The sequence below is a fragment of the Methylibium sp. genome, from assembly GCF_031393925.1.
Taxonomy (GTDB): Bacteria; Pseudomonadota; Gammaproteobacteria; order Burkholderiales; family Burkholderiaceae_C; genus Methylibium.
On sequence record NZ_JANMWL010000087.1, the window covers coordinates 1 to 13,467 of the forward strand.

Genomic DNA, 13,467 nt, shown 5'->3' on the forward strand with positions numbered 1-13,467 from the left:
GACTCGTGAACACGTCGTAGACGCGTATCAGATCGTCCTCCAACGCGACCTGCCCGCAGGCGAGCAACTCGACGTCGCAGCGCAACAGCACGCCGGCATGCGCGCTGACCGCGGGCTCAGCCTTGGCCGGGCCGACCCAAGACGGCCGAGCGCCGCCTCGGGAGGCAGCACCGCAGGTGCGTGGATGTCGTCATCTCAGCGCAGGGTGTCGATCCGCGCAACCATCTCGCGCGCGAATTCGACGAATGCCAGCGCGCCTTTCGATTGCGGATCGAACACCACACCGGGCAGGCCATAGCTGGGCGCTTCGGCCAGCCGCACGTTGCGCGGAATGACGGTGTTGAATACCTTCTCACCAAAGTGCGTCTTGAGTTGCTCGCTCACCTGCTGCTGCAAGGTGATGCGCGGGTCGAACATCACCCGCAGCAAGCCGATCAGCTGCAGCTCGCGGTTGAGGTTGGCATGCACCTGCTTGATGGTGTTGACCAGGTCCGACAGGCCCTCGAGCGCGAAGTACTCGCATTGCATCGGCACCACCACGCCGTGGGCCGAGCACAGGCCGTTGAGCGTGAGCAAGCTCAGCGACGGTGGGCAGTCGATGAGCACGAAGTCGTATTCCTCCTGCACGGCGGCGAGTGCGGCCTTCAGGCGTTGCTCGCGCCGCTCGAGCGGCACCAGCTCGATCTCGGCGCCGGCCAACTCGCGGTTGGCACCGAGCACGTCGTAACCGGCCTTGGGCGAGCGCAGCCGGGCCTCGGCGATCGACGCGGACTCCAGCAGCACGTCGTAGACGGAGAGTTCCAGCGTGCGCTTATCAATGCCCGAGCCCATCGTGGCGTTGCCCTGGGGGTCGAGATCGACGGTCAGCACGCGTTGGCCGATCTGCGCCAACCCGGCAGCAAGGTTGACGGTCGTGGTGGTCTTGCCGACCCCGCCCTTCTGGTTCGCCACGCAAAAAATTCTGGCCATGGTGGTGAAACCGTCCTGGGCTGTCGAAATTCGCTATGTGAGTGACCGCTTACGCGCTGGGGCGGCGCAGAGAAAGCAGACTTTGAACGCTCGTGACCGGCCGGCCCACGAAACCGCTCGATTCTTGCGGCCACCCCTATGAAGGTCAAGAAAAGACGCTCAGCCGCTTAAAGATACCCGTGACGTGTCGTCGCGCAGCCTCATCCAAATGAGGCACCGCTGAGCCCCCAGCCCTGGAACCTGAAGACGTTCCACGTGAAACACGTCGATGTCTTCTGGCAGATCCAATATCTCTTTTTCTGGCACTTGCCCCTTCATGGCGAGCCAGACTCCGCCCTCCTTCAGCAGGGGCCGAGTGAGTGACACGAAATCCGCCAGTGAAGCGAATGCGCGCGAAACGACGACGTCCCACCCGCACGCCGCCAACGCTTCGACTCGGCCATGCACTGCCGTCAGGCGGGGCAGCCCGACCGCGCCGGCCACATGGCGGACGAAGCTCACCTTCTTGGCCACCGCGTCAACGCAGGTGACGCCCAACTGCGGGCAGGCGATGGCAAGGACGACTCCGGGAAATCCGGCCCCGCTGCCCACGTCGAGCACGTCCGCTGCGCGGTCGGCCAGATGACGATGCAAGGGGCGGACGATGGCGAGACTGTCCAGGCAATGCTGGGTCAGCATATCAGCCGGATCACGCACAGCCGTCAGGTTGTAGACGCGGCACCATTGCGAAACGAGTGCCAGATGGTGCAGCAGCTGAGCCTGCTGCTTCTCGCTCATCGCCAGGCCGAGCCCTTCGAGACCGCACCGCAGCGCCAACACGAGCGGCTGCGGCGCGGCGGAGGTCGTCATGCGGCGGCAGCGCCAACGTCGTGGTCTGCTGCGACACGCGGCAGGCGCCCCTTCTTGAGATGCACCAACAGCAGCGATATCGCGGCAGGCGTGACGCCCGAGATGCGCGACGCCTGCCCCAGCGTGGCCGGGCGCTGCGCGTGCAGCTTCTGGCGCGCCTCGTGGCTCAACGCATGGACCTGGTGATAGTCCAGATCGGCGGGCAAGACAAGCTGCTCATAGTGCGAGGCCCGCTCAATCTCTTGCTGCTGCTTGTCGATATAGCCGGCGTACTTGATGGATATTTCCAGCTGCTCAATAACCTCGTCTGCGCAACTTTCACCGAGTTCACTCCGCAGCGTTTCACGTGAAACAACGCAAGCGCTCAGTTCAGTGACGGCGTCGAAACCAACGCCTGGCCGCCGCAACAGGTCAGCCAGCGAATACTCGTGTTCAAGCGCCTTGCCGACCAACCGCTCGGCGTCGGCCGCCGCGACGACAGACGGATTAACCCAGCTCGAGCGCAGCCGCTCGGTCTCACGGGCGATCGCATCTCGGCGTCGACCGAAGACGCTCCAGCGTTCGTCGCCGACCAAGCCCAGCCGACGGCCTGTTTCGGTGAGGCGCAGATCGGCGTTGTCCTCACGCAATTGCAGGCGGAACTCGGCCCGGCTGGTGAACATCCGGTACGGCTCCGTGACGCCTTGCGTGATGAGGTCGTCGACCAGCACGCCCAGGTAAGCCTGGTCGCGCCCGGGTGTCCAGGCGTCGCGGCCGCGCGCCTGCAAGGCCGCATTCATGCCGGCATGCAGACCCTGCGCCGCCGCTTCTTCATAGCCGGTGGTGCCGTTGATCTGGCCCGCAAAGAACAGCCCGCCGATGGCGCGGGTCTCGAAGCTCGCGCGCAGCCCTCGCGGATCGAAATAGTCGTACTCGATCGCGTAGCCGGGCCGAAGGATGTGGGCAACTTCCAGGCCGACTATGGAGCGCAGCGCAGCGAGTTGGACGTCAAAGGGCAGCGAAGTCGAAATGCCGTTCGGATAGAACTCGTTGGTACTCAGTCCCTCGGGCTCTAGAAAGATCTGGTGCTCGCTCTTGTCGGCGAAGCGGTTGACCTTGTCCTCGATGCTCGGACAGTAGCGCGGACCCACCCCGTCGATCACGCCGGTGAACATGGGGCTGCGGTCGAAGCCGCCGCGAATGATGTCGTGGGTGCGCTGGTTGGTGTGGGTAATCCAGCACGGCATTTGGGCCGGGTGCATGGCGGCGTCGCCCATGAAGCTGAACACCGGGACGCGCCGCATCGGTGGCGTGCCGTCGGCACCGGCAACGCCGTCGCCGGGTTGAGGTGTCAGGCGCGAGAAGTCGATCGTGCGGCCATCGATGCGCGGCGGTGTCCCTGTCTTCAGGCGCCCCTGTGGCAACTTCATTTCCTTCAGCCGCGCCGACAGTCGAATCGCCGCCGGATCGCCGGCACGACCCGCCGCATGGTTTTGCAGGCCCACGTGGATGCGGCCGTCAAGGAAAGTGCCGGCCGTCAGCACTACTGTCTTGCCACGAAAGCAAATGCCCACTTGCGTGACAGCGCCCACGACGCGATCGCCCTCGAGCATCAGGTCGTCCACCGCCTGTTGAAACAACCACAGCTGGGGCTGGTTTTCCAGACGCAGGCGAATCGCCGCTCTGTAAAGCACGCGGTCGGCCTGGGCCCGCGTCGCCCGCACCGCCGGCCCCTTGGAGCCGTTGAGGATACGGAACTGGATGCCCGCTTCGTCAGTGGCCAGGGCCATGGCGCCGCCGAGTGCGTCGACTTCCTTGACGAGGTGGCCCTTGCCGATGCCGCCGATCGACGGGTTGCAACTCATCTGACCCAAAGTCTCGATGTTATGAGTGAGCAGCAGCGTGTCGCAGCCCATGCGCGCGGCCGCCAGCGCCGCCTCGGTACCGGCGTGACCTCCGCCGACGACGATCACGTCGAATTGCTGGGGATAGATCATGGGTTTGCCTTGCCCGATGACTTCCGGGCCAAGTCGCAATTTTAGGCAACGCGGGCCGACCGCACACGCGCAGGTCGCGCAACGCAGCCAGCGACAATGCGGCCGCGCCGACCGCACACCGAGGCGCGGGCCAAACCGCACCGAAGCGAGGCCGAAAGCATGCAATCACCCTCACCCTTTCACCCCCGAGCGCTGGCCGGCCGCGTCGCGCTCGTCACCGGCGCCAGCCGCGGGCTGGGTTTGGAGATCGCGCGCGGCCTGGGCGAAGCCGGTGCTACGGTGTGGTTGAACGGCCGCGATCCGACCCGCCTGGCAGACGCTGTCGGGCGCCTGCTGGCCGAGGGGCTGCAGGCGCACGCCCTGCCCTTCGACGTCACCGACGCCGCGGGGCGTCTTACCGCTTTCCACCGACTCGACGCCGCGGCGCCGACCGGGCGCGCGGCGCTCGACATCCTGGTCAACAACGTCGGCTTGCGTGACCGCCGGCCGCTCGAATCCTTTGTCCCGGGCGATGCACGCCGCTTGATCGAAGCCAACCTGCTGGCGCCCTTTGAGTTGGCCCGGCTGGCGGCCGAGCGCCTGCCGGACACGGGCGCCAGCATCATCAACATCACTTCGATCGCTGGCCCCATCGCCAACCGGGGCGACACCGTCTACACCATGGCCAAGGGCGGCCTGGCAGCGCTGACGCGGGCCCTGGCGGCCGAGCTCGGGCCGCGTGGCGTGCGCGTCAACGCGGTGGCGCCGGGCATGTTCGCCACCGAAACCAATGCCGGCTTCGCGCGCAGCGCCGAGACGGCCGACCACCTGCGAGAACGCAGCTCGCTCGGGCGCGTCGGCGAGCCGGCCGAAATTGCCGGTGCGGTGGTATTTCTTGCCTCCGATGCCGCGAGCTACATCACCGGCCACACGCTGGTGGTCGATGGCGGCTATCTTGCGCACTTCTAGCGCAGCCTCCCCGGCGCGCGGCGCACCGCGCCACCGAAAATGCTCACCCCACCGCGCGCTCCGCGCTGGCCAGCGCCTGCAGGAAGCCGCGCCGCCACCAATGGACGTCGTGCTCACACACGCGCCCGAGCAGCGCTTGGTGCCGCTCGCGCCGCTCGCCCAGCGGCATGCGCAGAGCGCGCTGCATCGCCTCGGCGGTGGCGCCCGTGTCGTAAGGATTGACCAGCAGCGCCTCGCTCAGTTGCTCGGCAGCGCCGGCAAAACGCGACAGCACGAGCACGCCCGGGTCCTGCGGATCCTGCGCGACGATGAACTCCTTGGCCACGAGGTTCATGCCGTCGCGCAACGGCGTGACGAGCGCCACCCGCCCGGCGCGGTAGAGGCCTGGCAGGCGCCGCCTGGCCAGCGTGCGGTGCATGTAGCGCACCGGCATCCATTCGAGCCCGCCGTAGTCGCCGTTGATCTGGCCGGCCAGCCCCTCGAGCTCCTTGCGAATTTCGTCGTAGGCGGCGAGGCCTTCGCGCGTGGGCGTTGCGACCTGGATGAGCGTGGCGCTCTGCTGGTTTTCGGGGTAGTTGGCGAGCAGGCGCTGAAAGGCGCGCAGGCGCTGAGGCAGGCCCTTGGAGTAGTCAAGCCGGTCCACGCCCACCAGCAACTGACGACGCGCGTACTGCTCGCGCAAGGTGTCGCGCATCTCCATCGATTCCGGTGTCTCGGCCAGCGCCTGGAATTCGTTGACGTCGATGCCGATCGGAAAAGCGCGCGCGCGCACCAATCGGTTGAAAGCGCGGAAGTGGTCATCGGGCAGCAGCTCCGCGCCGGCTTCGGCGATCACGTAGCCCGAGAAATGCGCCAAGTCGGCTGCGCTCTGCAGACCCACCAGGTCGTAGGCGAACAGCGAGCGCATCAGCCACTCGTGCGCGGGAATGGCCGCCAGGATCAGCGGCGGCGGCAGTGGGATATGCAGGAAAAAGCCGATGCGGTGCTGACAGCCCAGCGCGCGCAGCTCGGCGGCCAACGGTATCAGGTGGTAGTCGTGGACCCAGATGATGTCGTCGGGCCGCAGCAGATCCAGCAACTTGCGCGCGAACAAGCGGTTGACCCGCTGGTAGCCGTCGAAAAAGCCGGCGTCCAGGTCAGCGAGGTCGAGCCGGTAATGGAACACCGGCCAGAGCACGCGATTGGAATAGCCGGCGTAGTACGCGTCGTAGTCCTCGCGGCCGAGATCGATCGTTGCCAGCGTGACCTTGCCGGACTGCTGCACATGCAGCTCACCCTCGCCGCGCGGCCCGTTCTCGACGACCTTGCCGCTCCAGCCGAACCACATGCCGCCGCTCACCGCGAGCGCATCACCCAGCGCCACTGCCAAGCCGCCGGCCGCGGCCTTGCGCGGATCGCCGACCCGGTTGGAAACCACCACCAGCCTGCCGACCATGGGCGCCTTTCTGTTCTTTTTTCTCTTGTTCTCAGATCACGGTGTCCCAAGGAGCGGACAGCCGCACCGCACCGTTGATCACGCCCACCATGGAGTAGGTCTGCGGGAAGTTGCCCCACAGCTCGCCGTTGCGCGGGTCGGTGTCTTCAGACAACAAGCCTAGCGAATTGCGTGCCGCGAGCATCGCTTCGAAGATTTCGCGCGCCTGTGCCTTGCGGCCAATGCGCGCGAGCGCGTCGATGCGCCAGAACGCGCAGATGTTGAACGATGTCTCGGGCCGCCCGAAATCGTCGGCCGCCTCGTAGCGGCGCATGTAGGGGCCATCGCACAGACTCGTCTCCAGCGCATCGACCGTGGCGATGAAGCGCGCGTCCTGCGGGTCGAGAAAGCCCACCTCGGCCATGAGCAGCACGCTGGCATCGAGGTCGTGGCCGCCTAGGCTCTCGGCAAAGGCCTTGCGCTTGTCGCTCCAGCCTTCGCGCAGGATGCGCTCGCGGATCGCATCGGCGCGCGTGCGCCACATCGAATGGCGCTCGCCGAGCCCGAAGCGCGTGGCGATCTTGGCGAGGCGGTCGCAGGCGGCCCAGCTCATGAGCGCCGACGAGGTGTGCACGCGCGCGCGCGTGCGCAGCTCCCACATGCCGGCGTCGGGCTGGTCATGCACGGCCCAGGCGCGCTCGCCGACGGCTTCGAGCAGCGCGAAGTCGCTTGCGTCGGCGCCGCGGAACAGGCGCTTGTCGAAAAAGGATTGCGACGCACCAAGCACCACATTGCCGTAGACGTCGTGCTGCACATGCTCATGCGCCTGGTTGCCCACACGCACCGGTGCCATGCCGCGGTAGCCGCGCAAGTGGTCAAGCTGGCGCTCGGGCATCTGCTTTTCCAGGCCCACGCCGTAGAGCGGCTGGATGTGGCCGCCCTTGGCGTCACGCACCACGTTGTGCAGCCAGCGCAGGTACTCCTCCATCGTCGCCACTTCCGACAGGCTGTTGAGCGCGCGCACCACGAAAAAAGCATCGCGCAGCCAGCAATAGCGGTAGTCCCAGTTGCGCTGGCTGTTCGGCGCCTCGGGAATGCTGGTGGTCATGGCCGCGACGATCGCACCCGTCTCCTCGTACAGACACAGCTTGAGCGTGATGGCAGCGCGAATCACCGCGTCCTGCCACTCCAGCGGTAACGCCAGCGAGCGCGTCCAGCCGCGCCAGTAAAGCGCGGTCTGTTCCTCGAACCCGCGAGCCACCTCGCCGACGCCGCGCTCGAGCGTCTCGTCCGGGCCGAGCAGCAGGTTGAGCGGCTCGGCCAGCGAGAACCAGGTTTCGTCGTGGACGTAAATCACCGGCGCGTCGGTGGTGAGCCGCAGGTTGCCGTGGGGCATGGCGTAGCAAAGGTGGTGGCTGCCGCGCGCCACCGGCGGCACGGTGCGGCCCCAGTCGCCGCGCGGGCGCAAGCGCACGCGCACGCGCGGATGCCCCTGCAGCGCGCGCACGCGACGCACCAGCAGGGCCGGTCGGAACGAGCGTCCGCGGTTGAAGAAACGCGGCGCGAAGTCGACGATCTCGATGGCGTCGCCGTGGCCGTTGAAGAGGCGCGTGCGCAGAATCGCCGTGCCTTCGTCGTAGGCCTGCTCGCTACGAACGAGGTCTTCAATTTCAATCGAAAACGCACCGTCGGCGGGTATGCCCTCGGGCGAATCGATCAGCGCGTGAAACACCGGGTCGCTGTCGAAGCGCGGCAGGCAGCACCAGACGATGCACGCCTGCCGATCGACCAAGGCGCTGATCGCGCAGTTGCCGATCAGGCCCAGCTCGAGCGAAGCCGGCCGCGTCACCGCACCACTCCCGCGACGGCAAGTGGCGCCAAGGCGCTGGCCGCGGCTTCAAGCCAGCGGCGCACAGCCTCGGGGTCGGCGAGCCGGCAGCGCGCACCGCTCGGTCCGTCGCCCACCTTCACACCGGTGCCGCCGGCCGCCTGAACCGCCGTGAAGCCGTCCTCATCGGTGGCGTCGTCGCCGATGAACAGCGGCTCACGCCCTGCAAACGCGGCGGACTCGAGGAATTCGCGCACCGCGTTGCCCTTGCTTGCGCGCCTGGGCTTGATCTCGACGACGCATTTGCCGATCAGCGCCACCCAATCGGCGTAGGGGCGTACCGCCGCCAACATCGCGTGGGCGCACACGTCGTCGAGGTGAGGCGCGCCGCGGTAGTGCAAGGCCAGCGCGGAAGGCTTGCGCTCGAGCTGCAGCGCCGGATAGCGCGCAAGCAACTGCTCAGCCGTGCGCAACACGTCCTCGGGCAGCGAGCCGGCCTGCACGCGCGTGCGGCCCTGGGCGTCCCGCCGCTCCACACCATGCACGCCCGCCGCCGGCAGACGCAGCGGCGCGAGCAGCCGGTCCAGTTCGGTCAACGGGCGGCCGCTGATGATCGCTACCGCGCCGCCCAGGGCGGCGTGCAGGCGCGCAACGGTCGGCACCACCCAATCGGCCACATGGACATCCTCGGGGCGGGGCGCGATGGCGGCGAGCGTTCCGTCGAAGTCCAGGAAGAGCGCGCTGCTCGGATGCAGCGCGGGCAACGGCGGGGGCAGGGAGGCTTCGGTCACCCAGGCACCGTAACAAATAACCGCTCCGTCCGTCGTAACGCATGGTGAAGGCATGCCCAGCATGGCGGCATGACCGCTGCGCCCGTGCGCGGGGCAAGCCTTCAGAGGCCGGTGTCGGCCTGCTGCGCAGTCACCACGCTGCGCAGGTCTTGCGCGACGCGCCCGCCCTGCAGCACGATCACCCGGCTCGCCGAGGCTATCGTCTCGGGGCGATGGGCCACGATCACCCGGGTGATGTTGAGGCCGCGGATCGCCTGGTTGACCAGCCGCTCGCGATCGACATCAAGCGCGCTGGTGGCCTCGTCGAGGAACAGGATACGCGGGCGCTTGTAGAGCGCTCGCGCCAGCAGGATGCGTTGTCGCTGGCCACCCGAGAGGCTAGCGCCCATGTCGCCGATCAGCGTGTGGTAGCCCATCGGCAGGGCTTCGATTTCGTCGTTCACGCAAGCCAGCCGCGCGCACTGTTCGACACGCGCCGAATCAGCCTCGGTGTCGAAGAAGCCGATGTTGTCGGCGATCGAGCCTGCAAACAGCTGGTCGTCCTGCATCACGGTGCCGATCATGTCGCGCCAGCGTGCCAGCCCCAGTTGGGCAAGCGGCACGCCGCCGACCTTGACCTCGCCCAGCTGCGGCGCGTGAATGCCGAGCATGAGCTTGACCAGGGTCGTCTTGCCGCAACCCGACGGCCCGACGATTGCAACCGCTTCGCCGGGCTCGATGACGAGGTCGACACCCTTCAGCACATCGGGCTCGGTGTCGGCGTAGCGAAACACCACACCTCTCAGTTCCAGGCGCGGCGCAATCTCGCGCGCCGCATGCAGGCCTTCGGTCTGCGCCTCCGGCGCGGTGAGCACGATGTCGGCCAGCCGCTCACCCTGCAGGCGCAGCATTTTTAGTTCGACTATCTTGTCGATCAGTCCGCTGACGCGCTGCGCGAACTGCTCCTTGAAAGCCAGGAAGGCGAACAGCATGCCGACCGTGAAGCGCTGGTCCATCACCAGCAGGGCGCCGATGCCGATGACGGCAATGCGCTCCAGGCCGAATACGAGCTTGTTGAGCACGCCGAAGGCCAGGTCGAGCTTGCGCGTGGCGATATCGGCGTTCATCGCGTCGACCACCAGGTTCATGAAGCGCGCGCGGCGCTCGTCCTGGCGGTTGAACAGCTTGATCGCCTGCACGCCGCGTAGCGACTCGAGGAAATGCGTCGAGCGCTTGGCGTCATGGACGATCGCCTCTTCGGTGGCCTCGCGCAGCGGCGCGAAGAAGGCCCAGCGCAGCAGCGCATAGACGGCAACGGCGCCGAGCGCGATCGCGGTCAACATGCCGCTGTAGACCCACATCATCGCCAGCGTGGCGACGACCAGCAGGCCGTCGAGCACCGCCTCGATGAAGCTGGTGGTGAGCGTCTGCTGGATCTTCTGGATGGCGCCGAAACGCGACATCACATCGCCTGCGTGGCGCTTTTCGAACCACGCCACCGGCAGGCGCATGAGGTGCGCGAAGACGTTGCCGAGCCACTGCAGGTTGAGCGTGCTCGACAGGTAGAGCACCGCCCAGGAACGCAGGGCGCCGGTGGCCACCTGCAAGGCGACCAGGAGACCGAAACCGATGACCAGCGTGACCAGCAGGTCGCGGTCGGCGCTGAGCAGCGCGCCGTCGACGACCCACTGCAGGAAGAACGGCCCGAGCAGCATGAACACCTCGAGCACCAGGGCCAGCACGAAGATCTGCCCCAGCGAGCGCTTGAGTCCGCGCACCGGCCCGAGCAACTGGCGCAAGCCGACGTGCTGGCGCTCGGTCTTGGCCTCGAAGTCGGCGCCGGGCGTGAGCTCGAGCACCACACCGGTGAAGTGGCGCGACACCTCGGCCAGCGGCATGCGCCGCACGCCGCGCGCCGGATCGTGAATCACCGCGATTCCGCGCCGCACCGCGGCCAGCACCACGAAGTGGTTGAGGTCCCAATGCAGGATGCACGGCAGCTGCAATTGAGCCAGGTGATCGAGTTCGGCGCGCAGCGGGCGCGCGTTGAGCTGCAAGGCGCCCGCCATGCGCACCAGGTCGGCGAGCGTGGCGCCCTTGAGCGAGAGCGAAAAACGCTGGCGCAAGGTCGGCAGGTCGCTCCGGTGGCCATGGTGCGCGGCCACCATCGCCAAGCACGCCAGGCCGCATTCGGCCGCCTCGGTCTGCAGCACGGTGGCCAGGCGCCGCGCGCCGAAACCGAGTCGCAAAGCGTCGAGCATGACGCTGCGTCAGTTGCGCTCGACAGGCGCAACGCGGCCGGTCAAGCCCAGCAAGGGCTCGAACAGCCATTCGATGAGCCGGCGCCGGTCGAGCTGCACATCGGCCTCGAGCTGCATGCCGGCGACCAACGGCTGGCGCTTGCCATAAGCGTCGACGCTTTGCCGATCGAGCGCAACGGTGATGCGATACAGCGGTTCTCCATTGACGGTGGAGTAGTTATTGGCGACGCCGGCCAGGGGCACCGCCGACAGCTCGCTGGCCTGCAACGGGGTGCGCGCCACCTGCAACACCTGCCCGGTCTGATGGCCGAACTTCTGATACGGATAGGCCTGGTAGCGCAGCAGTACCGACTGCTGTGGTTGCACGAAACCCAGCGCGCTGGACGGTGCGTAGAGATGGGCCTGCAGCTTCGCGTCAACCGGCACCAGACTGGCCAGCGCCACCGTCGGCGACACCGCCTGGCCAGGCTCGGCCAGCACCGTGCCCAGCACGCCGTCGGCCGGCGCTCGCACCACGATTTGCTGGCGCGCCTGCGTTTCGGCGGCCTGCTGCGCAATGCCGGCCAAGTCTCGCTCCAGCTCGCCGGCAAGGGCCTGGGCACGCAGCGGCAGCTCGCGCCGCTGCGCTTCTAGCGTGCCGATCTCACGCAGCTGCGCTGCGCGCTGCCGTTCCAGCCCCTGCAACTGCGCCTGCACGGCGAGCACCTCTTCCGACTTGGCTTGCAGCTGCGCCGAAGAGATGAAGTTGTCGGCGCGCAGTGACTCGAAGCGCGCCAAGGCCTGCTGAGTCAAGGCCAGGCGCTGGCGATGCAGCTGCGCTTCGCCTTCGAGCTGAGCGAGCTCGCCGTGCCGGTCCGCCAACTGGCGCTCGAGCGCGCTGCGCTGCGCACCGAGCAAATCGGATTGCTGCTGCACCACGCCCTGCAGGCTGCGCTGCTTGACCGCCAGACTGCGCTGCACCGAGGCCTGCACGTCGCCGCTCGCGGTCGCACGGTCGACCGACAACACAAACAGGACGTCGCCGCGTTTGACCGCCTGCCCCTCACGCGCATGGCGCTCCAGCACCGTCGCCGACTCCGGCGGCAGCAGGCGCAACACGCCGAGATCGGGCACCAGCACGCCAGCCACCCGCGCCTTGCGGGTGTACTCGCCAAGGCACAGATAGCCAACGACCAACACCGCCGCAGCGACGGCGCAAGCTGTCAGCAACGAAAGCGACAGCGGCCGGATGAGCTGAACACCACCGAGCCAAGCTTGCTGGCGGGCGTCGAGAACTTCGGGGCGAAACAGAGAGGGCATGCCTACGCAGCAAACTCTCTGCACGCCCACGAGATACGCCGCGCGTTGAGGCGGGCCGCCGCCCGCTTCAGCAGCGACTGTTCGGGCTTACCAACCGCGGCCAGGAGCCGGCGTGACACCGCCGCCCACCAGTGAAAGCAATTCCGAGCCAAGCAAGAAAGGCTGTGTTTGAACCTGAGCCTCTTGTTGGCTCGCGTCGGTCGAGCAGACATCGGACGACGAATCTTGCGCGAGTTGGCGGATGTTTTGCACAGTGGGCTCCAGTCGGGTAAGGCACCTAGAAGCAGGTGCGATAACCGAATTGAAGCAGCCCCTAGCTCTAGGGGGAACTGACAACTCTTACAGGTACAGGGAAAACCCATCCAAACCCGCTTAGCGGAGCAGCCCAAGCCTCAATGCCTTTAGCACTGCTTGATGCTTGTTGTTGCATCCCAGTTTATGCATCGCGTTGCTGACATGCAAAACGGCCGTCCGTTCGGCGATACCCATGATCGAGCCGACCTCCCAAGCGGTTTTTCCTTCCATCGTCCAGCGCAAGCTGTCGAGTTCGCGAGGGGTCAAGTTGGGTCGCTCCGGCTGAAGATGTTGAGGCACCAACACACGCATTGCCGTGTCCTGCGCATGAACTGCAAAAAGCTGAAGATCCGCCACCAAGCGCGTAATCTCGATCGGGTCTTTGGGCAGCGCCTGATCGCGATCAACACCAATCATGAAGTGGCGTCCCTCTGGCATATGAAGCGCCAAGCAGATGCCGGTTCGATATCCGAAGCGCGCTTGCGCCTCCCATTTGCCGGCTTGACCAGCGGACACATAGGTGCTCTGGTCCCAGATGATGGGCACGCTATGACGCTTGCAATGCTGAAGAACAGGATCCAGACGCCATCCTTCGGGGTCATCCAGCGTTTCGCTGAAAGCCGCTGGCGCATTGTTAACAGCAACGAATTCGGTTTCCCCGATCGGGTGGTCCACGACCGTGACCGCCGACATAGTCTCGAAGCCCAGCTGCTTCGTAAAGCGCATCACTTCCCCACGAAACTCATCGCGGCTCTTCGCTTCCAACACCGATTGATAGCTGCCCTGCAGCATGTGTCTTATTCCCGAAAAACGTCGGTGGCGAGACCGATCGGATGCGCCCCTGACAAGGTTTACAGCT

10 protein-coding genes are annotated in these 13,467 nt (G+C 66.6%); 1 reads left to right on the plus strand and 9 read right to left on the minus strand.

Features of this window, described 5'->3' with window-relative positions; translation table 11 throughout:
* Positions 1 to 195 precede the first annotated feature (195 nt).
* The 3 genes from RMO12_RS05370 to mnmG form a co-directional block, all read right to left on the minus strand.
* Entirely contained in the window at positions 196 to 969 is a 774-nt protein-coding gene (locus tag RMO12_RS05370; RefSeq protein ID WP_309638496.1) for a ParA family protein, read from the minus strand.
* 159 nt (positions 970 to 1,128) lie between these two features.
* A complete protein-coding gene (gene rsmG / locus RMO12_RS05375) occupies positions 1,129 to 1,818 on the minus strand; it encodes a 16S rRNA (guanine(527)-N(7))-methyltransferase RsmG (RefSeq protein WP_309625016.1) in 690 nt (229 codons plus the stop codon).
* Positions 1,815 to 3,794, minus strand: coding sequence for a tRNA uridine-5-carboxymethylaminomethyl(34) synthesis enzyme MnmG (mnmG, locus tag RMO12_RS05380; RefSeq protein WP_309638501.1), 1,980 nt, complete (start codon positions 3,792 to 3,794; stop codon positions 1,815 to 1,817). Before mnmG ends, rsmG begins: the two co-directional genes overlap by 4 nt.
* A 159-nt stretch (positions 3,795 to 3,953) precedes the next feature.
* On the opposite strand from mnmG, the gene RMO12_RS05385 reads away from it, so the two are divergent.
* Entirely contained in the window at positions 3,954 to 4,742 is a 789-nt protein-coding gene (locus tag RMO12_RS05385) for an SDR family oxidoreductase (protein WP_309638497.1), read from the plus strand.
* A 43-nt stretch (positions 4,743 to 4,785) separates the two neighbouring features.
* Here the strand turns inward: RMO12_RS05385 and RMO12_RS05390 are convergent, their stop codons facing one another.
* The 6 genes from RMO12_RS05390 to RMO12_RS05415 all read right to left on the minus strand — a co-directional run bounded on the left by RMO12_RS05390 (position 4,786) and on the right by RMO12_RS05415 (position 13,400).
* The gene (locus RMO12_RS05390; RefSeq protein ID WP_309625019.1) at positions 4,786 to 6,177 is read right to left on the minus strand and encodes a trehalose-6-phosphate synthase; all 1,392 of its coding nucleotides are present in this window, start codon (positions 6,175 to 6,177) and stop codon (positions 4,786 to 4,788) included.
* Positions 6,178 to 6,208: 31 nt separating this feature from the next.
* Positions 6,209 to 8,005, minus strand: coding sequence for a glycoside hydrolase family 15 protein (locus RMO12_RS05395; RefSeq protein ID WP_309638498.1), 1,797 nt, complete (start codon positions 8,003 to 8,005; stop codon positions 6,209 to 6,211).
* Positions 8,002 to 8,775 carry a trehalose-phosphatase gene (otsB, locus tag RMO12_RS05400; RefSeq protein ID WP_309638499.1) on the minus strand — a complete coding sequence of 258 codons (774 nt, stop codon included), beginning with the start codon at positions 8,773 to 8,775 and terminating at the stop codon, positions 8,002 to 8,004. Before otsB ends, RMO12_RS05395 begins: the two co-directional genes overlap by 4 nt.
* Positions 8,776 to 8,876: 101 nt before the next feature.
* Complete coding sequence (locus RMO12_RS05405) at positions 8,877 to 11,015, minus strand: peptidase domain-containing ABC transporter (protein WP_309625022.1); 2,139 nt, start codon at positions 11,013 to 11,015, stop codon at positions 8,877 to 8,879.
* 9 nt (positions 11,016 to 11,024) lie between these two features.
* Complete coding sequence (locus RMO12_RS05410) at positions 11,025 to 12,314, minus strand: HlyD family efflux transporter periplasmic adaptor subunit (RefSeq protein ID WP_309625023.1); 1,290 nt, start codon at positions 12,312 to 12,314, stop codon at positions 11,025 to 11,027.
* Positions 12,315 to 12,686: 372 nt separating this feature from the next.
* Complete coding sequence (locus RMO12_RS05415; RefSeq protein WP_309638500.1) at positions 12,687 to 13,400, minus strand: LuxR family transcriptional regulator; 714 nt, start codon at positions 13,398 to 13,400, stop codon at positions 12,687 to 12,689.
* Positions 13,401 to 13,467: the final 67 nt, after the last annotated feature.